A 24,093-nucleotide genomic window follows, 5' to 3' on the forward strand; every position below is an offset into this window, starting at 1 on the left:
CCTCCGCCGCTGCCGTGCACCTCGGCGGTACCCCTCTTCACCCCCTCTTCACGCCGACGACTCGGGCTGGTGCGTCGTCGGCGTGGCGGGGCGTTGGACGAAGCCGCGAAGGCCGCACCGAACCTAGCGCGGCCGATCTTCAGCTGTCCATGTCACGGAAGGTGAGACGACCGTAGGAACGGCGGGCGGCTCCGTCAGCGCATATCGGTGAGGAGGGTGTTGAGTTCAGCCTCCTGCCGGGCCGGCGCCATCGGCGGGTTCGAGTGGTCGATGCCGAAGGTCTTCAGGACCTGGTCCATCTGGGCGTCGATGAACGTCCAGCCGGTGTTGTCCAACGGCTGCAACGAGGCCTGGTCGGCATCCCAGAGGTCGCGCAGCGACTGGGCAGCCGCATGGGCCCCGGTCGCGTTCCCCGACCGTGCGTCCCTGAGCGAGGTCGTCGCGAGTGCCTTCAGTGCGTCGACCTTCGTGGCCGGGAACTTCTTCACGGCCTGGCCAGGGGCGAGCTGGACGGTGGAGGTGGTGTCCTCCTCCGCCGCCGGGCCGACGTGCGGCTGGCCGTGCGCCCAGACCAGCAGGCCCACGGTGGCGGCGGCGAGGAGGCCGAAGCCCGCCAGCGCGACGCGCTCCCTTTGCGGGTCGGCGGTGGTCTGCGGGGTGTGCGTGGCGTCGTAGGTCTCGGTCACGTCGGAGCGTGTCACCGTCAGGTAGACGACGGTCGCCAGGATCAGGCCGAGGAAGATCAGGCTGGTGGTGAAGGTGCCCAACGCGAGACCGGTCGGCTCGCCCGGCTGGGCGACCTTCGGGGAGGCGAGCCAGTCGCCGATGTTGGCGCCCAGCGGGCGGGTCAGGACGTAGGCGAGCCAGAAGGACAGCACCGGGTTCGCGCCGAACCTCCACAGCAGCGTGATCGCCGCGATGAGGCCGAGCGGCAGCAGGACCGAGACTCCCGGGCTCCAGCCGGTGAGTTCCAGGGTCCAGTCGCCGGTCGCGGTGCCGAGCGCGAAGGTGACGAGAACGGTGAGCCAGTAGAACGACTCACGCGGCAGCGTGTTGACCGAGTGGATCGAGAGGGTGCGCTCGCGCAGCCACCACGTGCCGAAGACCACGGCGAGCAGGACCGAGAACACCGTGGTGCTGATCCACAACGGCACGTTGAGCTGGTCGGTCAGGATGTCGGTGTACAGCGTGCCCGTGACGCTGACAACGACCACGGTCAGCCAGTACGGGAACGGGACGTACCGCTTCAGCCGCAGCTGGGCGCCCAGGACCACCACGAACACCGCGGTGAAGATCCAGGCCGTGTTCACCAGGCCGACGCCCAGCTTCATGTTGATCCAGTCGGCGAAGCTCTCACCGACGGTCGTGCACAGGATCTTGATCACCCAGAACCAGATGGTGACCTCGGGAACCTTGTTCAGCATCAGCCGCCCACTGCGGCGCGTGCGGGCTTCGCTTGTCGTTGTCATGCAATGAGGTTGGTGTGGCCAACCTGCACACAACCTGACTACGCGATCGCCTCTACCGTGGGAAAGGTCACCTCGACGCGGCCGTGACCATCCGCGATCGCACGGACTGCCACTCCCGCGGACACGGCGAGCCGTTTTACCACCGCCAGCCCCAACCCGTGCCCGTCGCCGCTGGTCACGCCCGCTTCGAAGACCCGGTCAACCTCCGCGGGGTCGAATCCGGGGCCGTCGTCGAGGACATCGATCACGACCCCCTGGGGCTGGACGCGCGCCGTGACCCAGACGCGCGTACTCGCATGCCGCAGGCCGTTCTCCAGCAGGGGTGACAACACAGCCACCACGAGTTCGGTCGCCACGGCGACATCGACGTTGGCCGGGATGGCGAGTTCGATGGAGCGACCGGCGATCGCCTGTCGCGCCGCCGCCCTGAGATCGCAGCGGGTACCGCCGGGGATCCGTGTCCGGGCGGCACCAAGAATCGTGGTGATCGCCGTGTTCAGGCGGTCGACCTCGGTCAGAACGGCCTCCGGTGCCACATGCTGACCGGAGAACTGCGCCAACTGTGCCTCGCCCCGCAGGGCCGTCAGGGGGGTCCGCAACTCGTGGGCGATCTCGTCGGTGAGCCGGCGCTCGTCCGCGAGCGCGTTGTCCACGCGGTCGAGCAGGCGATCGAGAGTTCGCCCGAGCTCCCCGAACTCGTCGCGAGGAACGCCGAGGTCGAATCGGCGCCCGGGTTCGTGATCGCCCCATTCGTCGGCGAGAGCCGCCATTTCGTGGACCACCCGCAACGCGCGACCCACCACGAGGTGCGCGACGACGCCTGCGAGCACGATCGAGATGCCTCCCAGAATCAGCGACATCGTCAGGCTGTGCTGCTCCGACGTCTCGTACGGCGTGAGATCCACCTTCACGACCACCATGACGTGGTGGCCTTCCAGCCGGATCGGCTGAGCATAAAGAAGATGACTGCCGACCGTGGTGGTCTGGGACCGCCCGGAGCCGACGAGAGCGTCGACACGTTCAAGGACGCTGCCCGGCACGATGCCGTCAATGAGGTGCCCGTCGGCGTACACCCACGAGACCGTGTCCAGCGCTTCGTTGCCGCCCTCGATCAGCACGACGTGGCCACCGCGTACGGCCACGTTCGCCGCCACCGCCTCCGCACGTGTATGCGCCAGAGCGTTCGCGTCGGCGTCGGTCACCTGGCTCAGCAACACGTGCGAGACCACCACCAGCACGGCGACCACCGCAGTCGCGATCAGAACCGCAAGGGCGACGACCCTCCCGCGGAAGCCTGTCACTCCCATCGATAGCCCACCCCGCGGACCGTCGCCAGGCGATCGGCCACGCCCAGCGCACCGAGCTTGGTCCGTAGCCGGCGAACATAGGAGTCAAGGGTGTTGTCGCTGACGTGCGCGCCATGCGGCCAGCCCGCGGCAACCAGGGCATGGCGGCGTACCGCGTCGCCCTGTGAGGCGATGAGCCTGCCCAGCAACCGGAACTCGGTCGGCGTCAGGCTCTCACTCGTCGAACCGTGGATCACGACATGCTTCGCCGGATCGAGAACGACGCCCGTCGGTGGGGTCGTAGCGGTTGTTCGGCGTAGCAGGGCACGGACCCTCACCAGCAACTCCGGGATGTCGAACGGTTTCGTCATGTAGTCGTCGGCTCCCGCCTCGAAGCCGCCCACCTTGTGATGCATGCCGTCCAGAGCGGTGAGCATCAGCACCGGGGCATCGACGCCACGGGCCCGCAGCGCCAGGCAGACATCGCGGCCATCGGCGTCCGGGAGCCCCAGATCCAGGACGACCAGATGAGGGACCGGCTCAAGGTTCCGCAGCAGGCTGTCCGCCGTAGCGGCGACCGCGATCGTATGGCCGTCGTGCTCAAGTGCGCGCTTGAGCACGTCGCGAACCGCCGCATCGTCTTCGCATACCATAATAAAAGCCACGCACTGACCCTAGGTATTCCGCCGGGAGTTCTCCATTTTCCCTGGCCAGCGCCCTGACAGTCCGAGGATGACCGCCAGGGACAGGGCGCTGATCACGACCGCGCCCATGCCCAGACCGCCGTCGCCGGTGGGCAGGGAGAGGTAGTCACTGATGGAGGCGCCGAGGGGGCGGGTGAGGATGTAAGCGATCCAGAAGCTCCACACCGCGTCCAGATCCAATGCGAAGTGCGCGATGGCCACCGCGGCGATGACCGCCGCGAGCAGCACGGCGGACAGCCAGTACCCGAGGTCCAGGCGCTCGGACACCAGGTCACCGGCCGCGGTGCCCAGGGCAAACGCGAACAGCACCGCGAGCCAGTAGAAGGACTCGCGGCCGGCGGTGTCGATGTGGCGGACGGACAGCGTCCGCTCGCGCCGGTACCAGACCACGAACACGACCGCGAGGACGACCGCGAAGACGGTGGTGGCGGTCTCCAGCGGGACCCCCATGTTGTCGGTGAGGTTGTCGCTGATCAGCGTGGAGACGACGCTGATCAGCGCCACCGCGGGCCAGTACACGCCCGGCCGGTAGGCACTCGTGCGGAACTGGACCACCAGCACGACGGCCAGCAGGACACTCATCAGCACCGAGACACCGGTCGGCCCCAGCCCCGCCTTCTCGTCGAGCAGGTCGGCCGCGGTCTTGCCGACCGTCGTACAAAGGATCTTGATGATCCAGAAGTAGACGGTGAGTTCGGGCACCTTGTTCCGGCGCGGGCGATGACCCAGAGGGGCTGTCCGGGCAGCCTCCGGAACCACCTGGCTCTCGGACGATTCATAGGTCATGCTGCCCGACCATGGCACCGCAATCCTGAACATATCCTGACTGCCGCCGCGCATCGCCCTCCATGCGGGTGCCGCACTAGCAGCATGGCGCCATACATACGCACGCACCCCGTCTGCTCATAGCGGCCTTCCGTCCCGCCCCTGCCCCCGCGACGGAAGAAGACCGCCTTGCACGCCACGACCATCGCCTCCGCGCCGGCTGACCGCGCGACCGTCCGGCTGCGGCGCCGCCTGGGCCGAGCCGTCGTCCTCTCCTACGCCGGCGCCCTGCTCCTGCCGGCCCCCGGCCTGTGGTTGCGCCACACCCACACCCTGCCGCTCGGGCCACTGCTCCGCCTGCCCCTGTCCACCGCGCCGTGCCTGCTGTGGCTGGTGCTGTTCTCGGCCGGGCTCCAGGTGCGCGTCCGTGAGCTGGGCCGCGTGCCGTGCCGCCCGAGCGCACTGCTCGCGGGGCTCGCTCTGCACCTGGCGATCCCGCTGCTGGTCATCCCGCTGGTCGCTTACCTGCTGCACGCCTCGCCCGACTCCGACGACGGCAGGGCGTAGCCGAAAACCTCCAGGTCAGATGTGCCACGCACGGCAGTGACCGGCGAGGAGCCTCGGATCATGTGCCGACGGTGGAAGTCGGGGCCTGGATGCGGGCGGAGGTGATCGTCATCGGCGTGCCGGTGACGGCGATGAGATAGCTCCCCGGACCGCGGCCGCCCGGCATCACGCGGAAGCCTCCCGCGGGTTCCACTCGATAGTCGGCGGAGGCGTGCGGGGGCAGGACGGCGGGACCCGAGGCGATCGTCCACCAGTCGGAGGCGCCCTGCCCGGTACGGCTCGCGAAGTGCGGCTCAAGCGCCGTACCTGTGGTGTTGACGGCCCGGACGTCGATGGTGGTGACACCGATACCTGACCCGTGCTTGGCGAAGTGCGGTGTGAGGCTCATGCGCAGAGGCGGCGGGCTCGCGGCGGCGATGACGACGCACACGAGGGCGGGGGCGAGCAGACCGGCCGCGACGGCTGCCTTGGCGCGGCGGCCGGTGAGGCGGGCCGGCCGGGGCTGCCAGGCGGTGGCGAAAGCGGCGGCCGGGACGGTGGCCGCGGCCGCCAGCCACAGCGGGGTCATCATCAGGAAGTAGCCGTCCTGGGAGCGCGTGGCCAGGTAGAACGCGATCCAGGGCACGACGGTGAGGGTCGGGCCCAGCCGCCGGACGAACAGCAGCGTGGCCACGAGCAGGCCGAACAGGAGCAACTGGCTGCCGTAGGAGTAGTAGTCGAGGCGGCTGCTGCCGTCGGTGAAGTAGTAGGAGATACCCATCACGCCCTGACCGTGCAGAATCGCCTTCTGCTCCATGGGCAGCAGGATTCCGTTCAGCCAGGCCGGGAAGTCCTGTACGGCGAAGTACGCGTTGACCGCGGACCAGGTGAGAGCCGCTGTGGCCGTGTAGCGGGCGGTGACCGCCAGGGCCCGCCGGGGGCCGAGTTCACCGCGCCGGACGGCGTACAGGCCGATCAGCAGGAACGGGGCGAGGAACCAGGCGAGCTGCTGGGCGGCGCAGGCAGCGCCCAGACAGGCCGCCCGCAGTACGCCCCCTGGCCCGAGGTGGCCGCCCTCGCCCGTGCTGGGCCAGCGGACCACCACCGGGATGAGCAGAGCGAGTGCCGTGATGGCCGGATAGCCGGAGTAGGCGTAGTGGGGCAGGAAGCCGAAACCGAGGCAGACGGCCGTGGCCGCGGACCGCCACGGCGCCGGCAGCAGGAACCACAGCAGGAGCGAGGAGGCCAGGAGCGCGACGGTGGGGACCAGGGTGGCGGCTGCCGTCGAGTGGACGACGGCATGCACCGGTGCGGCGAGCAGCGCGGTCAGCGGCGGGTAGCCGTATGTGTAGTCGGCGCCGCCGGACATGGTCTTGGTGACCAGGACGCCGTGCTCGGCGAACAACCAGGGCCACGACTGACCGTAGACCGGGCGCCCGTGCAATATCTCGTTCGCGGCCTGGGCGGTCAGCACGCCTTCGTCGCTGCCGGCGTGGTCGAGGAGATAGCCGCAGATCACCAGGGCGACGGCGGTGACCAGTACGGCCGCGTCGACCCGGATCAGCGCCCTGCGGGTGCGTACGAGAAGGCTGAGAACCGCACAGCCGAGGATCGCGGCGTAGCAGGCGGAGATGACGGCGGCGACCGGGGGGCTCGACGCCATCGCGGTGGTCCAGGCGGCGCGGGTGCCGATGAACAGGCTGATCGTGGCCACCAGGGTCATGCCCCGATGCCACTGCTGGGGCTCGGCGTCCGGGACGCCGAGAGCAGGGGTCGGGGGTGGTGCCGCCGGATGCGTCGCGGTGGGACGACGGTACTGGACGCCCATTCCGGCACGATGGGTGTCAGTCAAGAACTGCCTCCTCTGTCTCACCTCCACCGGGCGGCAACCACCTGTGGGCGGCCGCCCGAGAGTCATCTACTACATCACGTAGAGGCAGATGGGGGCGGCGGGGTTCCGCCGAGCCGGAGGTTCGTCCGACCGCCCCGGCACGGGCGACGTACATCCACCGTTCAGGGCAGGGACGAATCGACGCCCCTTTCAGATCATCTACACTTCACCAGACGTCTACAAGGCTGTAGCCGGTAAGCGGTTTGCATGAAATCGCCGGCCGCACAGGCGCCCGTCGTCCGGTCAGTGCACGGCGCGGTAACGGTGCTCCGGGCGTCCAGTGGCCCCGTAGCGCAGTTCGAGCCGGACCATGCCCTCCTTGACCAGGTAGGAGAGATAGCGCTGGGCCGTGGCACGGGAGACGCCGGTGCGTTCGGCGGTCTCCGCGGCCGACAGGGCGTCCTGTGCGGTGCGCAGAGTCTGGTGCAGCAGGGCGAGCGTGGGCGCGGAGTGGCCCTTGGCGGGGACGCGGGGCACGGCCGGCGGGCGGGCGGCGCTGAACAGGGCGTCCACATCGGCCTGTTCGGTCTCGGGGACCGTGCCCAGGGCGTCCATGCGGTGCTGGAGTTCGCGGTAGGCGGTGAGTCGCTCGGCGAGGTCGGGTGCGCCGAAGGGCTTGACCAGGTAGCCGACGGCGCCGAGTTTCATCGCGATCCGCACCGAGGTGATGTCCCGGTCCGCGGTGATCATGATGGCGTCGGGCCGGTCGCCGCCCTCGTCCCCGCTCAGCCGGCGCAGCACGTCGAGTCCGCTGCCGTCCGGCAGGAAGATGTCGAGCAACAGCAGGTCCGGGTGGAGGGCGCGCACCGCGTCGAGCGCCGCGTCCACGGTCGCCGCCTGGCCGACCACCTCGAAGCCTTTGACGCGGGACGCGTAGTCGCAGTGGATGCGGCTGACCCGGAAGTCGTCGTCCACCACCAGGGTCCGGATCACCAGCGGTCACCTCCTGCGATGCCGTCCGGCGCGCCGACCGGCACCGGCGGAGCCGTCGTGAACAGGGCGCCCTGCGGGGCAGGGACGGTGTCGGGCACGGGCAACGTCAGAGCGAACACCGCACCTGGCCCCTCGCTGACCGTGATCGTGCCACCGTGCCGCTGCACCAGCCGGTGGACGAGAGCGAGTCCGAGGCCGCGCCGTGCGGTGCCCCGGTCCGGACGGGTCGACCAGCCGTCCTCGAAGATCGACTCGGCGGTGCCCGGCGGAATGCCCGGCCCGGTGTCGGCCACCTCCACCCTCACCACGTCGACGGCCTCGATCAACGACAGCCGTACCTCGGGACCGCCCGGCGGCGCCGGCCAGGTCGCGGACGCGGACGCGTCGATCGCGTTGTCCAGCAGGTTGCCGACGATGGTCAGCAGCCGGCGCAGATGAGGCGGGTCCCCGCCGAGCGCGGAGTCGTCGCTGAGGACGATCCGCACCCCGCGTTCGGCGCCCACCGTGATCTTGGCGACGATCAGTCCCACGAGCAGCGGGTTGCCGATCCGCTCCCGTACGGATTCGGTCAGCGCCTGCTCGGCGCCGGCCGTCTCGACGGCGAACTCGTACGCGGCGTCGTGATCGCCGATGTCGAGCAGCCCGGCCATCGTGTGCATACGGTTGGTGAACTCGTGCTGCTGGGCGCGCAACGCGTCGGTGAGCCCGCGCACCGAGTCCAGTTCGCGCAGCAGCCCGATGAGCTCGGTGCGGTCGCGCACGGTGACCACCGCACCCAGTTCACGGCCGTGCAGGGCCACCGGCATCCGGTTGACGACCAGGCAGTGGTCGTCGGTGAGCACGCTGATGTCGCTGCCCGTCAGGGTGCCGTCCAGGGCGCGGCGCAGCCGCCCGTCCGGCAGCACCTCCGCCAGCGTGCGGCCTAGCGCGGTGCCGAGGCCGAGCAGGTCGCGGGCCTCGTCGTTGACCACCGTGATCCTGCCGTCGGGGTCGAAGGCGACGACTCCCTCACGGATGCCGTGCAGCATCGCCTCCCGGTCCTGCAGCAACCCTGCGATCTCCTCCAGTTCCAGCCCGAACGTCGTCCGCTTGAGCCGCCTGGCCAGCAGGAACGCGGCCGTCGAGCCGAGCGCGACGGCGATGGCGCTGTACAGGGCGAAGGTGGGCAGTTCGCGCCACAGTTCGCCCAGCACATCGCGCTCGGGAATGCCCGCGGACACCTCGCCGACCAGCTTGCCGGTGGGCCCGAGCAACGGAGCCTTGCCGTTGGCGGAACGCCCGGTCGCGCCCTGGTCGGTACCGACCTGGGGCCTGCCGTCCAGCACCACGATCGGATCGCCCGTCGGTTCGCCGATCAGCGCGGGGTCGGGGTGGGAGTGGCGGATGCCACGCAGGTCGAGTACGACCACGTACGACGCCCCGGACGCCTTGCGGATCCGTTCGGCCACGGTCTGCACGACGTGGCCGCCGCCCCCGTACTGCATGGCCTGCCGGATCTGCGGGTCGGCGGCCGTGGTCTGCGCGATGTCGAGCGCCCGCTGCTCGTAGGCGCGGTCGATCTCGCCCCGCTGCGCGAAGGCGAACAGCACGAAACCGATCAGCCCGGTCAGCGCCAGGATGACCAGCTGGTTGGCCAGGATCCGCGCGGAGAGCCTCCCCTTCCCGCCACGGCCGGGGATCGGGATGCGGATGGGTTTCACGGGTGTCTCTCGCCTGCCGTACGGGCCGGGCTCGGCCCCTGTGCCGTACCCGTGGTGGCGTGATTGTGCCCCTGCCATCGGCCTTCTGCCCACCCCCGGCTCACTGAGCAGAACGAGCAGAACCCCGGCTAACACGGCTAACGCGGGATACGGATGAAACAGCGACGTAACACCCGGTGGCCTCTAGCGTCTGCCTTCCTCGACCTCCGAGGTCAGGAAGGAGACAGCCTCAGATGGCTTCACGAAACGATGCCGCGGTGAGCCCGGCCGCCGAGAAGGACGGCCAGGACAGCGCGCGAGTCGAGATTTCCGGGCTCACCAAACGATTTCTGACTCCTGCGGGTGAGGTGTTCACGGCGCTGCAGGACGTTTCGTTCACCGTGGAGCCCGGCCAGTTCTGCGCGGTGGTGGGCCCGACCGGCTGCGGCAAGTCGACGACGCTGGGCATGGTGTCCGGGCTCGACCGGCCCAGCGAGGGCTCGGTCCGGGTCGGCGGCCGCGAGGTGGACGGCGTCACCGACGGCGTCAGCTTCATGTTCCAGGCCGACGCGCTGCTGCCCTGGAAGACCGTGCTCGGCAATGTGCTGATGGGCCCCGTCTTCCGCGGAGTGCCCAAACAGCGGGCCCAGGTCTCGGCGCGCGACTGGCTGCGCCGGGTGGGCCTCGCGGGGTTCGAGGACCGCTACCCGCACCAGCTCTCCGGCGGTATGCGCAAACGCGTGGCGATGGCCGCGGCGCTGATCAACGAACCCCGGATCCTGATCATGGATGAGCCGTTCGGCGCCCTCGACGTGCAGACCAAGGCGATCATGTCGACCGAACTGCTGGGTCTGTGGGAGCAGATCCGCCCGTCGGTCATCTTCATCACCCACGACCTCGACGAGGCCGTGGCGCTCGCCGACCGGGTCGTCGTCATGACGTCCAGCCCCGGGTCGGTCAAGGCGGTCTTCGACATCGACCTGCCGCGGCCGCGCGGCTCGGTCCAGGAGATCCGCTTCCAGCCCCGCTTCATCGAACTTCAGCACCAGATCTGGGACTCGCTGCGCGAGGAGGTGGAGCGCGCCTACGCACGCACCGCAGGAGGTACGGCATGAGCACGGCGTCCGCAGTTTCCCCCGCTCCCGTCGAGAGCAGCGCACAGCTTTCGGCCGGGGCCGCCAAACGCGCTCGCCGGCGCCGCGTCGCCCTGGTGTGGGCGGGCCGCATCGGCCTCGCGGTCCTCGTCATCGGCGGCTGGCAGGCCTTCACCACCTGGGGGATAGTCGACCCGTTCTTCTTCGGGCAGCCCTCCGGCATCGCCAAGCGGCTGGTCGACCTCTTCCGGCACGGCACCGAGTTCGGGTCCTTCTACGCGAACATCTGGACGACGATCCAGGAGGCACTGGTCGGCTTCGCCCTCGGGGCCGTCACCGGCGTGGTCTTCGGTGTCGCACTGGGCCAGAGCCGCTTCCTCGCCGACGTCCTCGGCCCCTACATCAAGATGGTCAACGCGATCCCGCGGATCGTCCTCGGCTCGATCTTCATCGTTGCGTTCGGCATCGGCGTGCTGCCGAAGATCCTGCTCGCCGCGGTGCTGGTGTTCTTCATCGTCTTCTTCAACGCCTTCCAGGGCGTGCGCGAGGTCGACCGCAACATCCTCGCCAACGCCAGGGTGCTCGGCGCCTCCCAGCTGCAGATCATCCGGCACGTCACCGTGCCCTCAGCACTCACCTGGATCATCGCCAGCCTGCACAGCGCCTTCGGCTTCGCGATCGTCGGCGCGCTGGTCGGCGAGGTGCTCGGCGCGCAGAGCGGCCTCGGCCTGGTCATCAAGACCGCGCAGAACAACTTCGACCCCAACGGCGTGTTCGCCACGATGCTCGTCATCTCGGTCATCGTGCTCGGCGCCGAGTGGGTGATCGGCAAGCTCGAGCACCGGCTGCTGTCCTGGCGACCGCCGGCCCCCTCCGAGGCGTCCAACGCCCTCTGACCCGGCTCCTCGCCTCCCCCTCCCCCGTTCTTCCCTGTTCGACCTCACCAAAGGAATGTGGCCAGCCATGTCCAGACGACCCGTCACCGTTGCCGCGTCTCTCCTCGCCGTTCTCACCCTCGGCGCGACCGCCGCCTGTTCCGGCAACTCCGGCAGCACCACCGCGAGCAGCGGCTCCGGCTCCACACCGACCGTCAAGCTCATGGTCGGCGGCATCGACAAGCAGATCTACCTGCCCTACCAGCTCGCCCAGAACCTCGGCTTCTACAAGAAGTACGGCGTCGACGTCCAGCTCAGCACCGAGCAGGACGGCGGTGTCGGCGCCGAGGAGGCCATGGCGTCGGGGCAGGTGGACATGGCGGGCGCCTGGTACAACCACACGATCGAGTTCCAGGCGAAGGGCAAGGCGGTCGAGGACGTCGTCCAGCTGTCCGGCGCACCGGGCGAGCGGGAGATGTGCACCAAGAAGTCGGGCGTCACCTCGGGCGCCGACTTCAAGGGCAAGACCCTCGGCGTCACCGACCTCGGCTCGGGCACCGACACGCTCACCCAGTTCCTGGCCGCCAAGAAGGGCGTCAAGACCAGCCAGTTCCACCGCATCGGGGTCGGCGCGGGCTCCACCGCCATCGCCGCCATGCAGAACGGCAAGGTCGACTGCGTGATGACGACGCAGCCGACGGTCGCCGCGATCCAGAAGAAGGGTGTCGGCAGCTCCGCGATCGACCTGGCCACCACGCAGGGCGCCACGGCAGCCATGGGCGGCGCCTACCCCGCGGCCAGTGTGCTCGCCCGCACCGACTGGGTGAACTCGCACAAGGACACGGTGCAGAAGGTGGTCGACGCACTCGTCGCCACCATGCACTGGATCAACACGCACAGCGCGGCCGACATCGCGAACAAGCTGCCGGCGTCGTTCGTGTCGAACCAGCTGGTGACCAAGGCCGACTACATCACCGCCCTGACCGAGGACAAGGGCCAGTTCCTCCCGGACGGCATCATGCCGGCCGGCGGCCCGAAGACCTCCCTGGCCACGGAGCATCTGGTCGGCAACGTGCAGGGCTCGGTGGACCTCAGCAAGACGTTCACCAACGACTTCGCCCTCCAGGCCAACAAGTCCGAAGGCTTCAAGACCACCACGACCCCGGCAGGACCGACCGGCTGAACCCCGCGGGCCCAGGGCCGCTCGGGTGCCAGCCACCCGGGCGGCCCCGCGGCATGCTCACCCACCTGTCCATGCCCCTTGTGTCTCGTCCTGGCCGACAGGAAGGAGCAGGGTGAACGTGGCCGGATGCCCGCTGGTCAGGGAGAGCCTGCCGCCGAGTGAGACGGCGAGGTCGCGGGCGAGGGCCAGGCCGATGCCCGTTCCGTGCACGTCCCCGGTACGGCCGCGGTCGAAGAGCCGGGACGGTTCGCCCGTCACGGCGCCCTCGTCGCTCACGTCGAGGGCGAGGGCGTCCTCCAGGTCGCGCACCGCCACCCGGACCGTGCCGCGCCCGTGCACCCGGGCGTTGTCCAGCAGGATGCCGAGCACCTCCGACACGGACCCGCCCGGAACGAGAACTGGTTCGGCTCCACCAAGACCCTCGACGTGACCTTGGCGGGTCTGCGCCGCAGACTGACCGAGGCAGCACAGACGGACGGGCGGCAGGCCCGGCTGCCCCGGATCACCACGTTGCGGGGGCACGGGTACCGGCTGGAACGGCAGTCGGATCCGCCGCATTGACCGGATCGAGAAGGTGCGCAGGACGCCCCCGGTACGGCGAGCACCTTGCCGGTTCACAATGCCGAACGGCGGGCCAGCAGCGCCAGGACCAACAACCCGGGGGCCATCGGCAGCCACCCGGTCAGCAGGCGGTAGCCGAGGACCGTCGAGACCGCCGCCGGTCCCGGCGCGCCGGCCGCCGTGAGCGCGAGGGCGAGCGCGGCGTCCAGAGACCCGAGCCCGCCCGGCGTCGGCAGCAGCGCTGCCGCGCCGCTGGCGACCAGGTAGGCCATGACCACGCGACTCGCGGGAAGGCCGAGGCCGATCGCATGGACCATGGCGACGACCACACCGGCATGCAGCAGAGCGAACGCGACCGACCCGCCCCACAGCGCGCAGGCCCGCGCCCGGCACCGGTGCACGTCCCGCACGTCGGCGAAGGCTCGGCTCACCTCTCGTCTGAGGCGGCCGCTGATCGCGACCGCCAGGACTACAGCTCCGGCCGCCACCGGTAGCAGGACCAGCACATGCGGGACCCGCGCGGAGAGATGGACCGTGCCGGGCGAGGCGACCAGGAGGGCCACGCCCAGCGCGCACCGGACGATCCCGCCGACGGCCGCCTTCACCGCCAGCGCGGTCGCCGAGCGCCGAGCGGACAGCCCGCAGCGCGCCAGGAACCGCAGGTTGACCACCGTCGCTCCGGCCCCGGCCGGAAGGAGGTGGTTGGCGGCGCCGGCCGCGAACTGCGCCGCCACCAGCCGCCCTCTGGGCAGCCGTTCGATCACCGCGCCCTGCTGCGCCACGGCCGCGCACACCCATGTGGCCACGGCGGCGACGCAGGCGAGCACCAGCCACTCCCCGTCGGCGGCGGCCAGCCGATCGGTGCCGCTGTCGAGCGTGGCCCGGTGCGCGGCGAGCATCCAGCCGGCGGCGGCGAGCACGATCAGGGTGATTCCCAGCTGGAAGTACAGGCGCCTGCCCACGGTGATCGGCAGGGTCTCGGTCGCGGTCACGACGGTCACCTCCCCTGCCGTACATCGAATGCCACGTACGCCCGGAGAACGCCGGCCTGCTCCTCGGTCCAGGCGCGCGCGTACGCGGGCGGACGGCTGCCCGGCGAAACGAGGACGGCGAAGGACGTGCGGTGAGCGGCGCGCGCCAGTTCGGCCACGGTGGTGCTGGCGTCATGCCCCGTCGTCTGGGCGGAGCCGCAGCCGATATGGAAGGCGACGGGGACGGCGTCGTAGCCGCTGAGCAGGCACGGCGTCCGTACCCCGAGTCTGTGCAGGGCGGCGCCGGTGCGGGCCCAGTCGGCGCGGGAGGCGGCGGAGCTGCGCACGGTGTGCTCCAGAACGACGTACTGCACGGCCAGGTGACCCGCCAGACCGACCGCCACCAGGCTGACGGCGACGGTGCGCGCGATCCGGCCGGCCGGGGCCGTGACCAGGTGGACGAGGCCGTGGGCCACGGGGAGGGCGAGCAGGGCGTAGGCGGGCAGCAGGAAGCGGGGGGCCGCGTAGCCGATGAGGAACAGATAGGGAACTGCGGCCGTGGCAGCGCAGGCCAACGGCAGCAGGATGGGCAGCGCGCGCCGGGCTCGGACGGCGACCACAGCGCCCAGGACGGCGAGGAGCGGCAGCGCGAACCACCACAGGGTCACCACCGGGCTGGGGGACGATCCGGTGCAGGGTCGGCACAGGGTACGTCCGCCGAGACTGCGCAACTGGTCGAGTACAGCGAGGTGCCAGCCGAGGCCGCCCTGAATGGCGGAGGCGGCGGACAGGCGCTGCGCGAGGCCGCCGTAACTCGCATACGCCTCGATCACCCACTCGCCGGCACCCGCCACCAGCCCCGCGACCAGCACGGCTAGAAGACGCGGGCGGCGCACGGAGAGCGCGAGCAGGGGCAGCACGACGTAGACCGCGTCCATGGGGCGCATCCAGGCCATCAGCGCCGCGCCCGCGAACACACCCCACCAGGCCGCCCGGTCGCGTGCGTTCGCGCGGGCGCGCAGGAAGCAGCCGACGCAGGCCAGCGCGCCGATGGCGACCCAGTAGTTGGGCATGGCCTGAGGGCCGTAGAACAGCGTCACCCACAGGGAGGCGAACAGGGCGCCGGCCAAGGCCAGGACGTGGGCCCTGAGGTGGCCTCGCCAGACTCGCAGGATGCAGTAGAGGGCCAGGCCGGAGAGGATGGCCAGGTAGATCCGGAGCAGGACGGTGGAGTCGGACCACGAGGCGATCGGGGCGGTGAGGAGTGAGATGCCGCGGGAGCGGGGCGCACTGAAGTAGGCGGCGGGAACGTGACCGCTGACCTGGCTGACGTAGACGGTCTCGTCCCAGCCGAGACCGAGATCGGGCCGTACGAGGACGAGTTGGGCGAGCGTAAAGGCGGCCGCGACCGCCCCGAGCCATGGCTCACCCCGCAGACGCCGAGGCCGGACGGCCTGTGATCGGGGGCCGGTGCGAGGGACACCGGTCGTCGTGGCGTTCGAGCCGTCGGCCATCTTGCACCTCTCGTCGTCGCACGCCACTGAGCCGGATCCTCTACAAGTCGTAGGAGGACACCCCACACTACGTTTTGCAGGGTTAAAGGCGGGTGAGAAGGCGCCTCCACGCTTCTCCGCTCCTCCGTAAAGCGCCGGGCATGGCGGGCAGCGGCCGACGTGCGCCTTCACGGTGGACTCGGTCACGATGAAGCGGGTGACGATCTCGCCATCGGTCCAGCCCTTGCCGACGGCCACGAGGGTCTCGCGCTCGCGTTCGGGGCGCGCATCCTTGAGCAGGAAGCCACCGGCTCCGGCCCGCAGGGCGGCATGCGCATACCCGTCGACGTCGAAGGCGGTCGGCACGAGGATGCGGGAGCGCCCCCGGGCCTCAGCAATCCGGCGGGTCGCCTCGATGCCGTCCATGCCGAGCATCCGCACGTCCATCAGCACGACGTCGGGACGCAGTTCGGCGGCCGACCACTTCCGTCTCCGGTATCGAGTCGAACAGTACCCGGAAGCCGTAGCACTGCAGCCGCTGGCCGTCGACGACGAGTACCGCCGTCATCGGGTGCCTGCCTGAGGTGTCAGGTCGTGGGCGGCCTCCACGGCCCATCCCGCGTCGGCCGCGGGTCCGGCGCTCACGGCCCCTGCGTACAGCGCAGCTCGTTCACGCATGCCCACCGGCCCGCGCCCTTGCGGGAGCAACGCTACGACGTGCCGATCAAGCAGGCTGCGGAGAAGACCCTGCCCCTCTCCTGCCCCCTCGTCCTGCTGGTGCCAGGTGCCTCGGGCCCGCAGCACCCAGGTTGGACCAGAACCAGAATGCACGATTCCGTGACATACATCACAGCGGATCCGGGACCTAGGCGTGCCGGATAGTAGACGCCGCTCTGCCGACATATGGGATTTGTCTGACTTGGGGCAGGGATGTATCGCACACGGATTCCCGGCTTTGCGACCGCAAGCCATTTTCATCCGTTCCGCGCGCACGTAGGGATTCTGACGGGGCGACAGGATTCCGCAGAGACCCCGGAAACCGGACCACCGCACCCCACTTCCATGGCAAGGGCCGCCCGAGCCTACGAAGCGAGCTAGTACCAAGGCCCTTTGCGCTCCGCGTGAAGGCTTCCTAAGAATGACGAGCCGCAGGACGCCGCCGCAGCTCAGGAGCGGGTTACTCATGGGTAAACATCGTAAGAACACGCAGTACCGGCGGATAGTCGTCGCTGCCGTCGCCGTGGGCACCGTGGGCATACCGTCCGCTGCCATGGCCTGTACCAACTGGCCCGACAGCGGCGGACACCGGTCCGACAGCGCCGAGAACAGCGCAGCGAGGGCCTCGTGGAACAAGAAGAACTGGTGGAACGACGCGAGCTGGGGCCGCCCCTGGGTCGCCGACCAGACCGGCGAGCCCACGCGGACGGCATCGGCGGCGCCTAGCGCCACGAAGACTCCGAGCGCCACGAAGACTCCGAGCGCCTCCGCAAGCGCCACGAAGACCGCTCACGCCCCTGCGAGCGCCGGAAAGACCACCGCGTCGCCCAGCACCCGGAACACCGCCGCCGCCACCGCTTCCGCGGCCCCCAAGCCGTCGAGCACCCCTAAGGCCACCGGCACCGCGTCCGGAGTCGTCGCCCGCATCGTGGAACTCGTCAACGCCGAACGCAGCAAGGTCGGCTGTCCGGCCCTGACCCTGAACACGACCCTCACCAAGGTCGCGCAGGCGCACAGTGAGGACATGGCGCTCCACCAGAACATGTCGCACACCGGGTCCGACGGCTCCTCCCCCGGAGACCGGATCACCAGCGCCGGGTACACCTGGAGCGCCTACGGCGAGAACGTGGCCTACGGCTACGCCACTCCCGAGCAGGTCATGGCGGGCTGGATGGCCAGCCCCGGCCACAAGGCCAACATCCTCAACTGCTCGTTCAAGGAGATCGGCGTCGGTCTTGCACAGCCCGACAGCTACTGGACCCAGGACTTCGCCACCGCCCGCTGAGCGGGCGCCGCCTGTCACGTTGAGGTGTGTGGGGGGGGAAGGGCGACTGCAAGGGAAGCGGACGCCGTCACGGGTGGGTGTAGTCGACCGCCGCGGGCTCGGCGTACTCGTCGAGTTCGGGCAGGTTGACGACGATCGGGTCGACGCCGGAGCGCACGACGGCCCAGACCGTCTCGACCTCCGGGGAGGCGTTGATCTCCTGATGGACGACGTGAGCGGGGATGAACACGAAGTCGCCGGGGCCCGCTTCCGCGACGTTCTCCAGTCTTGTCGCCCCAGCGGTAGCGGGCGGTGCCGCTGATGACGTACAGGACGGTCTCCTGGTCGCCGTGGTGGTGGGCGCCGGTGGCCGCGCCGGGCCGTACGGTGCTGCGGAAGGCGGACAGGTGGGCCGCGCCGGGGCTGCGGCCGTCGAGGGCGACCTCGCGGATCAGGCCGGGGGCCTGGGGGGGTGTCGCCGTCGAGCTGGTCGTGGTGCACGACGCGGATCCGGGGGTCGGGGTGGGTGTCGCTACATGCCCCGCTCCCGCCTCCGCGGGGCTTGGTCGGCCGCTCACATCACTTCGCGAGCGCGCCGGTGAAGTGGCACGTCGTCTGCCCGGCCGTCGGCCTGTGTCGCCCCCCCGAGCGCCGGATTGCCGATGAGGCGCTTGTCTTCGGCAGGATGGGCGCATGACCGAGATCCGCACACCCCGTCTCCTCCTCCGCAGCTGGCACGACGACGACCTCGCACCGATGGCGGACATCAACGCGGACCCACGGGTCATGCGCTGGGTCGACGACGGCTCCGTGCACGACCTGGACCGTACGGCCGAGGACATCGAGCGCTGGGAGGAGGAGTGGGACGAGGAGGGCTTCGGGCTCTTCGCCGTCGAACTGCTGGCCTCGGGCGAACTGATCGGCTTCACGGGGCTGTCCGTGCCCGAGTTCCTGCCGGAGGTGATGCCCGCCGTGGCGATCTGCTGGCGGCTCGGCGCACAGTTCTGGGGCCAGGGGTACGGGTCCGAAGCCGCTCACGCCACACTGGAGTTCGCGCTCCAGGATCGTGGCCTGGAGCGCGTCATCAGTATCAACCGGGTGGGGGACGACGCCTCCGAGAACGTCATCCGGAAGCTCGGCATGGCGCCCGAGCGGGAGACGGCACATCCGGTGTACGGCTACCCCCTGCGCGTTCACACCATCGATCTCACCGAGTTCCAGGCGTGAACCGGACGAACGTCTGCCTCACCAGGTGTGGGCCACGTCCACCACGAGATGGTTGGCCGTCTGGAAGACCCGGAACGGCAGCCGGGCGCGGACACCCAGTCCGGCCTGGGTGTATCCCTCGGAGCCACCCGTGACCTTGAACTCCCGGAACGTGCGGTACCCGGTGACGTCGACGGACGGAAGCGGCGGGTAGGGCTGTCCCGTTGCCGGGTCGTAGCGCGGGGAGAACAGCGAGATCTCCAGAATGGCTCCGCCCTTGATCGGGACCACGACGTCGGACGGGTCCTGGTGCAGTACGTCGACGTACCGGACGGTGTAGCCGATCGGGTCGGCCGCCGCGCCCTGGGCGTCGAAGACCAGACGGTCGAAGCACTCGTGCTGTCCGGTCCGCACGTCGGTCAGTCGCCTGGAGGCGACAGAGTCACCGGTCTTGTCCAGGCTCCCCCACGTCACGGCGCAGTCCACGGCCGTCGGCACGGCCGCCACCGCCGGAACCGTGCCGGCCAACAGGCCGCCGCCCGCCAGCATCATCGCGGCCAGTGCAGTACCTATACGTCGCATGACTACCCCCCAGTAGTAGTTCGCGTAGGTGTGTGTCTGTTTAGACCGTCGACCTTCCGGAAGGTTGTACGTGGCGGAGCAGTCCATCGCAGCGCAAAAGGCCCCCAGCACGGAGCCGCTCACCTTGGCGGGAGCCGAGCCGAGGGGCGTGTGCGAAGGGCTCAACGAACTGATCGAGCAACACGAGGCGCTCATCGACGACTCCGCCGACCGGGACGGCCGCGTCCTTGCGGAAGCGTGCACTGTCCCGTGGGAGCCCTTTCAGCCGGGAGTCGTGCACCCCGGACGAGCTGAATGCCGTGATGCGGCCATCGCCCGGCGGAAGCAGGGCAGCTGGACGAGCCGGTCATGCGGCACACTCCAGCACGACGCCTCCTTTCGTCGCGTTTTTTCGACGGGTCTTTTCGGCGTGCTTCGCTGCCGTCGCCCGGACTCTTTCCGCGCCTCGGAATATTCGAAGCAGAAGGGGTACCCGCAAAGACATCGCCTCGTCGGAAAGGAGGTCGATCCGATATCCACCGGCACACTTCCGGCGACGCAGGGCCCTGCGCGAGCGGTTCGGCCCGGAGAAGGGGCTCGAAGACCGCTCGTTCTTCAACCGCCTGCGGGCCACCGTCATCTCACCACCAGCGGCCGACACTGCGGCCGGAGAGAGAGGAGAAGGCAATGATCGCCCTGGGCATCATCCTCCTCATCCTCGGAATCGTCTTCAACATCGGCCTCCTGTGGACGATCGGGGTCATCCTGCTCGTGATCGGGCTCGTCCTGTTCCTGCTCGGCTCGCTCGGCCACGCCGTCGCCGGCCGACGCCACTACTGGTAGCCCGGACCGACCGGCGCCGGACGCCCGGTGGACCGGCTGGTCCACCGGGCACGGCAACGTTTGCGCATGCCGAGCCGGGCAACCCGGTGAACAGGCAACGCGCAGAGAGAAGATGAAGCGCCGTGACCGCGCACGCGAGCGGCCGAGCGGAACGCCGAGCGGAACATCGTCAGGGGCGAGGGCCGAGGTGGCGCCTATGCACGCTCCCGCCCCGAGCACACCGTCTGTCGCGGCGGCCGCCTCATCGGGTCACCGTCGGTGTTCCGGGCCCGGGCGACGGCCATGGTGAGCTGCCGCTGGACCTGACCGGGCAGCGACGCCCCCTGCACCACGGTGGCGACCACGTCCCGGGCCAGACGGTGCAGCTTGGTGTTGGTGTTCTGGGAGGCCGTGACCAGCGCCTCCCATGCCTCGTCGGGGTTCAGGCCGAAGGACGCCATGAGTATGCCGCGGGCGAGGTCTATGTCCGGCCTGGTCCGCATCGCACGCCGCAGCTGTACGAGCTCGACCTGCAGCAGCCCGTCGTCATCGTGTTCAGGCAGGAAGAGGTCGTAGGTGTCCGTGACGGTCAGCAGGCGTTCGACGACCGGGCTTGCGGTGGTGACGGTGACCGTCTTGCCGTCCTGCACCGCCTGGCGGCGAACGGCCAGCAGGACGTTGAGCGCGGAGCAGTCCGCGAACGTCGTGCCCCCCAGGTCCAGGTCGATTCCCTCGGCCGACCTGGTGAGGGCGTGGGTCAAGGAGTGTCGCAGTTTCTGGCTGTCGTCGAGACAGAGCTCCCCGCTCAGCGTGACCGACACCCGGGCGTCGTCCGGTCCCGCCCGCACCAGCAGGACGGTGGCCGGGGGGAGCGACGCAGCGCGTACGACCGCGCCTTCACCCGCACCCGGTGCGTCGTAGGACGGTTCGGTCATCATCGCCTCCTCCACGTCTCCTTCACCAGCCTCTTACGTCCCGCCTAATGCGTCAAGGCATACGTGAATAGAATTTCCTGTTTTTGTCTGCGTGAACAAACAGCCGTAGGATTTGGTCATGCTGGGAGTCGATGGAGTGCCCGAGCCGCATACGGGATGGACGTTCGTCACCAATCACGCGCGCGTCCTGGCGAGCATCGCCGACAACCACAGCGCGCGGATCCGGGACATCGCGGCCCGCTGCCGGCTCACCGAACGCGCCGTCCAGAAGATCATCGCGGACCTCGAACAGGACGGCTATCTCTCCCACACCCGCAGCGGCCGCACCAACCACTACCGGATCGACCCGAGCAAGGTCCTGCGCCATCCGGCCGAGGCCGGGCTCACCGTGGCCTCTCTGCTGTCGATGCTGGTCAGGGACGAGGTCGAACGCCAGGGCATGGTCGAGCAGGCCCGAACCGACTCCTGAGCCCGGGCAGACCCTCTACGTCGTCGACGGCATCGCCCTGATCCAGTCCCGCGGCGGAGAGATCCTCGAAGCGCGTCCGGGTGACGTGGTCTGGACTCCGCCGGGCGAGGAGCACTGGCACGGCGCCGCACCCGACCACTTCATGACCCATATCGCCCTGTGGGAGACGGACGACGTCGACTGGCTGGAGCACGTCACCGACGTCGAGTACGGCGGCGCGCGCCATAGCACGCACTCCTGACACGCTCGATCCGAGTTCCTTCTTCCCCTCCGCGTTTGACATCGTCGCCGGGCTTCCACCATGCTTCCATTAATTCATTAACACAAGCATGGTGGAGCCGAGGAAGGCGACGTGATCGACTACCGGATCGACCGCGGCAGCGGCGTACCGGCCTATGTGCAGATCGTCGAGCAGACCGAACGGGCGCTCCGGATGGGCACCCTGCGGGTCGGGGACAAGCTCCCCACGGCGAGGGAGGTGGTGGCGGCGACCGCCATCAACCCCAACACCGTGCTGCGGGCCTATCGAGACATGGAGCAGACCGGTCTGGTCGAACTGCGCCGTGGCCTCGGGACCTTCGTCACGCGGTCGCTCGCCCGGCCCGGCTCGGAGGACGACTCCCCGTTGCGCCGGGAGATCACCGACTGGGTGGCCCGCGCCCGGGCCGCGGGCCTGGAGCGGGCCGATGTCCTCGCCCTGGTCACCGCGGCCCTGGACGCCCACGGCGACGAGCACGACAGCGGAACCCCGGGCGACCGGGACCGGAAGAAGGAGGATGCATGACCGGGCCTGACGCGTCGGCCGCGCTGTGCGCCACGGGACTGGGCTTCCAGTACCGCAGGCGGGGCGGCCGGGCCCTGCGGGACTGCGGGTTCACCGTGCCCAGCGGTCGTATCACCGCCCTCGTCGGACGCAACGGCGCCGGCAAGAGCACCCTGTTGCACCTGGCCGGCGGCCTGCTGCGGCCCGGCTCCGGGGAACTCCGGGTGCTGGGCACCGTACCCGGCACGCCCGAGGCCCGCGCCCGGGTCGCGCTGCTCACCCAGGACAAGCCGCTCTACCCCCGCTTCACCGTGGCAGACACCCTGCTGATGGGCGAGAAGCTGAACTCCTCCTGGGACAGGACGACCGCCGAGCGGATCGTCCGCGAGGGCGGCATCCCACTCCACGTCCGCGTCGGCGAACTGTCCCCCGGCCGGCGCACCCGCGTCGCGCTCGCCCTGGCGCTGGGCAAGCGGCCCGAACTCCTACTTCTCGACGAGCCGTTGGCCGACCTCGACCCCGTGGCACGAAGCGAGATCATGGCGGAACTGATGGCCGAGGCCGCCGAGCGCGCCATGAACATCGTGCTGTCCTCGCACGTCCTGCCCGAACTCGAGGAGACCTGCGACTGGGTGCTGGTGCTGCGCGACGGCCGCGTCGAACTGAGCGAGGACGCCGAGGTGTTGCGCGAAAGCCATGCCCTGCTGACCGGCCCCGCCGACCAGGCCGACACCCTGGCCGGACAGCACACGGTCGTACGGAGCCGTACCAGCGGCAGACAGCTGACCGCCCTCATACGGCAGCGCGGACCGCTGCGCGGCGACTGGCACGTCGAACGGCCCGGTCTGGAAGACGTCCTGATCGGCTACCTCCAGGCCGGTGAGCCGGGGCAGCCCGCCACCACCCGCGTCGAGCGGACGGAGGCGGCGGCGTGAAGGGCTCCCTCTGGCTCGCATGGCGGCAGCAACGCGCGTCGGCCGGCATCGCCGTGGCCGTCCTCGTCGTCGCCGCGGCGATCGCCGCGTACTACCGCTCGGGCATGCTGGACGCCCTGCACAGCGGACTGTTCGACCACTGCGCCACCGGGCCGCTGTACTGCACACGGCCCTACACCGGCCTGCCCCTGCTGCTTGAGATCGCACCGCTGAAATACCTCGGGGCGCTGAACATCGCCCTGCCCGTCGTCATCGGCGTCTTCTGGGGCGCGCCGCTGCTGGGCCGCGACCGGGAACTGGGCACGCACCGTATGGTTCTCGCCCAGGGCGTGAGCCGCGGTCAGTGGTTCGCGACCCGGTTCGCCCTGGCCGCGGCGGTCACGACCGCCCTCTCCGGCCTGCTGGCGGGGGTGTTCGCCTGGTGGTGGAGACCGGCCGCCGACCGGAGCTACGGCCTGTTCTGGTACGACGACACGGCCCTGAGCGGCTCGGGCCCCCGCGTCGTTGCGGCCGCCCTGTTCGGCCTGGCGGCCGGCACCCTGCTGGGCCTGCTGGCCCGCCGGGTGCTGGCGGCGATGGGCCTGACCCTGCTGGTGACGGGGGTGATGACACTCCTGCTGGAGTGGACGCACCGGGCCCGGCTGCTGGTCCCGCCGCACGTCTACGTCAGCGCCGGCAGCATTCCCAAATCGCCGATGGGCGAGAAGTGGTCGACCGGCACCTACGGTCTGATCACCGCCTCCGGCCGCCACGACTCCGTATTCAACTGCGCCTACCCGTCCGGCACCCAGCTCAAGGAGTGCATGGCGGCGCACGGGTACGTGGCCCGCTTCTACGAGGCCAACCCGGCGAGTGACTACTGGACCTTCCAGTGGACCGACACCGCCGTCCTCGGCGGCCTCGCCGCACTGCTCACGGTCGTCACCGTGCTGCTCCTGCGCCGCCGCGTCTGACCGCGGCAGCCGCAACGG

26 protein-coding genes and 1 pseudogene are annotated in these 24,093 nt (G+C 69.9%); 13 read left to right on the forward strand and 14 right to left on the reverse strand.

Annotated features, from left to right (window positions below):
* Positions 1–194: 194 nt before the first annotated feature.
* Genes EDD90_RS11780 through EDD90_RS11795 form a run of 4 tightly spaced genes read right to left on the reverse strand, consistent with a single transcriptional unit; the run spans position 195 to position 4,245 of the window.
* Positions 195–1,469: a hypothetical protein gene (locus EDD90_RS11780; protein WP_221305097.1), complete on the reverse strand. Its 1,275-nt coding sequence runs from the start codon at positions 1,467–1,469 to the stop codon at positions 195–197.
* A 38-nt stretch (positions 1,470–1,507) separates the two neighbouring features.
* Positions 1,508–2,776, reverse strand: coding sequence for a sensor histidine kinase KdpD (locus tag EDD90_RS11785; protein WP_123972963.1), 1,269 nt, complete (start codon positions 2,774–2,776; stop codon positions 1,508–1,510).
* On the reverse strand, positions 2,767–3,420 hold the full coding sequence (locus tag EDD90_RS11790) for a response regulator transcription factor (RefSeq protein ID WP_123972964.1): 654 nt from the start codon (positions 3,418–3,420) through the stop codon (positions 2,767–2,769). The genes EDD90_RS11785 and EDD90_RS11790 overlap by 10 nt, the downstream gene beginning before the upstream one ends.
* Positions 3,421–3,429: 9 nt before the next feature.
* Positions 3,430–4,245: a hypothetical protein gene (locus EDD90_RS11795; protein WP_123972965.1), complete on the reverse strand. Its 816-nt coding sequence runs from the start codon at positions 4,243–4,245 to the stop codon at positions 3,430–3,432.
* Between the two features lie 168 nt (positions 4,246–4,413).
* Here EDD90_RS11795 and EDD90_RS11800 point away from each other — a divergent pair, with 168 nt between their 5' ends.
* A complete protein-coding gene (locus EDD90_RS11800) occupies positions 4,414–4,791 on the forward strand; it encodes a hypothetical protein (protein ID WP_123972966.1) in 378 nt (125 codons plus the stop codon).
* Positions 4,792–4,849: 58 nt separating this feature from the next.
* Here EDD90_RS11800 and EDD90_RS11805 read toward each other — a convergent pair whose 3' ends face one another.
* The 3 genes from EDD90_RS11805 to EDD90_RS11815 form a co-directional block, all read right to left on the reverse strand.
* Complete coding sequence (locus EDD90_RS11805; RefSeq protein WP_398928513.1) at positions 4,850–6,598, reverse strand: hypothetical protein; 1,749 nt, start codon at positions 6,596–6,598, stop codon at positions 4,850–4,852.
* Between the two features lie 306 nt (positions 6,599–6,904).
* A complete protein-coding gene (locus EDD90_RS11810; RefSeq protein WP_123972967.1) occupies positions 6,905–7,594 on the reverse strand; it encodes a response regulator in 690 nt (229 codons plus the stop codon).
* A complete protein-coding gene (locus EDD90_RS11815) occupies positions 7,591–9,294 on the reverse strand; it encodes a sensor histidine kinase (RefSeq protein ID WP_260327817.1) in 1,704 nt (567 codons plus the stop codon). The genes EDD90_RS11810 and EDD90_RS11815 overlap by 4 nt, the downstream gene beginning before the upstream one ends.
* Positions 9,295–9,527: 233 nt before the next feature.
* Between EDD90_RS11815 and EDD90_RS11820 the strand changes: the two genes are divergently transcribed.
* From EDD90_RS11820 to EDD90_RS11830, 3 genes are all read left to right on the forward strand, one after another.
* Positions 9,528–10,388, forward strand: coding sequence for an ABC transporter ATP-binding protein (locus tag EDD90_RS11820; RefSeq protein WP_123972969.1), 861 nt, complete (start codon positions 9,528–9,530; stop codon positions 10,386–10,388).
* Complete coding sequence (locus tag EDD90_RS11825) at positions 10,385–11,263, forward strand: ABC transporter permease (RefSeq protein ID WP_123972970.1); 879 nt, start codon at positions 10,385–10,387, stop codon at positions 11,261–11,263. Before EDD90_RS11820 ends, EDD90_RS11825 begins: the two co-directional genes overlap by 4 nt.
* A gap of 67 nt (positions 11,264–11,330) precedes the next feature.
* A complete protein-coding gene (locus EDD90_RS11830) occupies positions 11,331–12,425 on the forward strand; it encodes an ABC transporter substrate-binding protein (RefSeq protein WP_123972971.1) in 1,095 nt (364 codons plus the stop codon).
* A 57-nt stretch (positions 12,426–12,482) separates the two neighbouring features.
* Here EDD90_RS11830 and EDD90_RS11835 read toward each other — a convergent pair whose 3' ends face one another.
* Positions 12,483–12,803, reverse strand: a complete 321-nt coding sequence (locus EDD90_RS11835; protein ID WP_260328827.1) for a sensor histidine kinase KdpD — start codon at positions 12,801–12,803, stop codon at positions 12,483–12,485.
* 48 nt (positions 12,804–12,851) lie between these two features.
* On the opposite strand from EDD90_RS11835, the gene EDD90_RS11840 reads away from it, so the two are divergent.
* Complete coding sequence (locus EDD90_RS11840) at positions 12,852–12,986, forward strand: hypothetical protein (protein WP_398924363.1); 135 nt, start codon at positions 12,852–12,854, stop codon at positions 12,984–12,986.
* 53 nt (positions 12,987–13,039) lie between these two features.
* Here the strand turns inward: EDD90_RS11840 and EDD90_RS11845 are convergent, their stop codons facing one another.
* The 3 genes and pseudogenes from EDD90_RS11845 to EDD90_RS11855 form a co-directional block, all read right to left on the reverse strand.
* On the reverse strand, positions 13,040–13,978 hold the full coding sequence (locus EDD90_RS11845; protein ID WP_123972972.1) for a lysylphosphatidylglycerol synthase domain-containing protein: 939 nt from the start codon (positions 13,976–13,978) through the stop codon (positions 13,040–13,042).
* 5 nt (positions 13,979–13,983) lie between these two features.
* Positions 13,984–15,471: a hypothetical protein gene (locus tag EDD90_RS11850; protein ID WP_123981164.1), complete on the reverse strand. Its 1,488-nt coding sequence runs from the start codon at positions 15,469–15,471 to the stop codon at positions 13,984–13,986.
* Positions 15,472–15,621: 150 nt separating this feature from the next.
* Positions 15,622–16,018: pseudogene (locus EDD90_RS11855) on the reverse strand (response regulator); the annotation flags it as partial.
* A 615-nt stretch (positions 16,019–16,633) separates the two neighbouring features.
* On the opposite strand from EDD90_RS11855, the gene EDD90_RS11865 reads away from it, so the two are divergent.
* Positions 16,634–17,452, forward strand: coding sequence for a CAP domain-containing protein (locus tag EDD90_RS11865; protein ID WP_123972973.1), 819 nt, complete (start codon positions 16,634–16,636; stop codon positions 17,450–17,452).
* Positions 17,453–17,519: 67 nt separating this feature from the next.
* Here the strand turns inward: EDD90_RS11865 and EDD90_RS56335 are convergent, their stop codons facing one another.
* On the reverse strand, positions 17,520–17,681 hold the full coding sequence (locus EDD90_RS56335; protein WP_221305098.1) for a hypothetical protein: 162 nt from the start codon (positions 17,679–17,681) through the stop codon (positions 17,520–17,522).
* 443 nt (positions 17,682–18,124) lie between these two features.
* Between EDD90_RS56335 and EDD90_RS11875 the strand changes: the two genes are divergently transcribed.
* Positions 18,125–18,658: a GNAT family N-acetyltransferase gene (locus EDD90_RS11875; protein WP_123972974.1), complete on the forward strand. Its 534-nt coding sequence runs from the start codon at positions 18,125–18,127 to the stop codon at positions 18,656–18,658.
* 18 nt (positions 18,659–18,676) lie between these two features.
* On the opposite strand, the gene EDD90_RS11880 is transcribed toward EDD90_RS11875, so the two are convergent.
* Positions 18,677–19,219, reverse strand: a complete 543-nt coding sequence (locus EDD90_RS11880) for a hypothetical protein (RefSeq protein ID WP_260327818.1) — start codon at positions 19,217–19,219, stop codon at positions 18,677–18,679.
* A 666-nt stretch (positions 19,220–19,885) separates the two neighbouring features.
* Between EDD90_RS11880 and EDD90_RS55330 the strand changes: the two genes are divergently transcribed.
* The gene (locus EDD90_RS55330; RefSeq protein WP_185149048.1) at positions 19,886–20,041 is read left to right on the forward strand and encodes a DUF6131 family protein; all 156 of its coding nucleotides are present in this window, start codon (positions 19,886–19,888) and stop codon (positions 20,039–20,041) included.
* A gap of 194 nt (positions 20,042–20,235) precedes the next feature.
* Here the strand turns inward: EDD90_RS55330 and EDD90_RS11885 are convergent, their stop codons facing one another.
* Positions 20,236–20,955: an ANTAR domain-containing protein gene (locus EDD90_RS11885; protein ID WP_123972975.1), complete on the reverse strand. Its 720-nt coding sequence runs from the start codon at positions 20,953–20,955 to the stop codon at positions 20,236–20,238.
* A gap of 118 nt (positions 20,956–21,073) precedes the next feature.
* On the opposite strand from EDD90_RS11885, the gene EDD90_RS11890 reads away from it, so the two are divergent.
* The 5 genes from EDD90_RS11890 to EDD90_RS11910 all read left to right on the forward strand — a co-directional run bounded on the left by EDD90_RS11890 (position 21,074) and on the right by EDD90_RS11910 (position 24,075).
* A complete protein-coding gene (locus EDD90_RS11890) occupies positions 21,074–21,424 on the forward strand; it encodes a helix-turn-helix domain-containing protein (protein WP_123972976.1) in 351 nt (116 codons plus the stop codon).
* A gap of 85 nt (positions 21,425–21,509) precedes the next feature.
* Positions 21,510–21,665, forward strand: coding sequence for a hypothetical protein (locus tag EDD90_RS11895; protein ID WP_398928837.1), 156 nt, complete (start codon positions 21,510–21,512; stop codon positions 21,663–21,665).
* A gap of 111 nt (positions 21,666–21,776) precedes the next feature.
* Positions 21,777–22,208, forward strand: coding sequence for a GntR family transcriptional regulator (locus EDD90_RS11900; protein ID WP_185149049.1), 432 nt, complete (start codon positions 21,777–21,779; stop codon positions 22,206–22,208).
* On the forward strand, positions 22,205–23,122 hold the full coding sequence (locus EDD90_RS11905; protein WP_123972977.1) for an ATP-binding cassette domain-containing protein: 918 nt from the start codon (positions 22,205–22,207) through the stop codon (positions 23,120–23,122). Before EDD90_RS11900 ends, EDD90_RS11905 begins: the two co-directional genes overlap by 4 nt.
* Entirely contained in the window at positions 23,119–24,075 is a 957-nt protein-coding gene (locus tag EDD90_RS11910) for a transporter (protein ID WP_123972978.1), read from the forward strand. The genes EDD90_RS11905 and EDD90_RS11910 overlap by 4 nt, the downstream gene beginning before the upstream one ends.
* Positions 24,076–24,093 lie beyond the last annotated feature (18 nt).

The organism is Streptomyces sp. Ag109_O5-1, from assembly GCF_003814875.1.
Taxonomy (GTDB): Bacteria; Actinomycetota; Actinomycetes; order Streptomycetales; family Streptomycetaceae; genus Streptomyces; species Streptomyces sasae.

Coding starts and splice junctions, on each gene's coding strand:
- EDD90_RS11780 (WP_221305097.1), bottom strand. CDS start 1,469: ATGACAACGACAAGCGAAGCCCGCACGCGCCGCAGTGGGCGGCTGATG.
- EDD90_RS11785 (WP_123972963.1), bottom strand. CDS start 2,776: ATGGGAGTGACAGGCTTCCGCGGGAGGGTCGTCGCCCTTGCGGTTCTG.
- EDD90_RS11795 (WP_123972965.1), bottom strand. CDS start 4,245: ATGACCTATGAATCGTCCGAGAGCCAGGTGGTTCCGGAGGCTGCCCGG.
- EDD90_RS11805 (WP_398928513.1), bottom strand. CDS start 6,598: ATGGGCGTCCAGTACCGTCGTCCCACCGCGACGCATCCGGCGGCACCA.
- EDD90_RS11820 (WP_123972969.1), top strand. CDS start 9,528: ATGGCTTCACGAAACGATGCCGCGGTGAGCCCGGCCGCCGAGAAGGAC.
- EDD90_RS11825 (WP_123972970.1), top strand. CDS start 10,385: ATGAGCACGGCGTCCGCAGTTTCCCCCGCTCCCGTCGAGAGCAGCGCA.
- EDD90_RS11830 (WP_123972971.1), top strand. CDS start 11,331: ATGTCCAGACGACCCGTCACCGTTGCCGCGTCTCTCCTCGCCGTTCTC.
- EDD90_RS11850 (WP_123981164.1), bottom strand. CDS start 15,471: ATGGCCGACGGCTCGAACGCCACGACGACCGGTGTCCCTCGCACCGGC.
- EDD90_RS11865 (WP_123972973.1), top strand. CDS start 16,634: ATGGGTAAACATCGTAAGAACACGCAGTACCGGCGGATAGTCGTCGCT.
- EDD90_RS11875 (WP_123972974.1), top strand. CDS start 18,125: ATGACCGAGATCCGCACACCCCGTCTCCTCCTCCGCAGCTGGCACGAC.
- EDD90_RS11880 (WP_260327818.1), bottom strand. CDS start 19,219: ATGCGACGTATAGGTACTGCACTGGCCGCGATGATGCTGGCGGGCGGC.
- EDD90_RS55330 (WP_185149048.1), top strand. CDS start 19,886: ATGATCGCCCTGGGCATCATCCTCCTCATCCTCGGAATCGTCTTCAAC.
- EDD90_RS11885 (WP_123972975.1), bottom strand. CDS start 20,955: ATGACCGAACCGTCCTACGACGCACCGGGTGCGGGTGAAGGCGCGGTC.
- EDD90_RS11890 (WP_123972976.1), top strand. CDS start 21,074: ATGCTGGGAGTCGATGGAGTGCCCGAGCCGCATACGGGATGGACGTTC.
- EDD90_RS11905 (WP_123972977.1), top strand. CDS start 22,205: ATGACCGGGCCTGACGCGTCGGCCGCGCTGTGCGCCACGGGACTGGGC.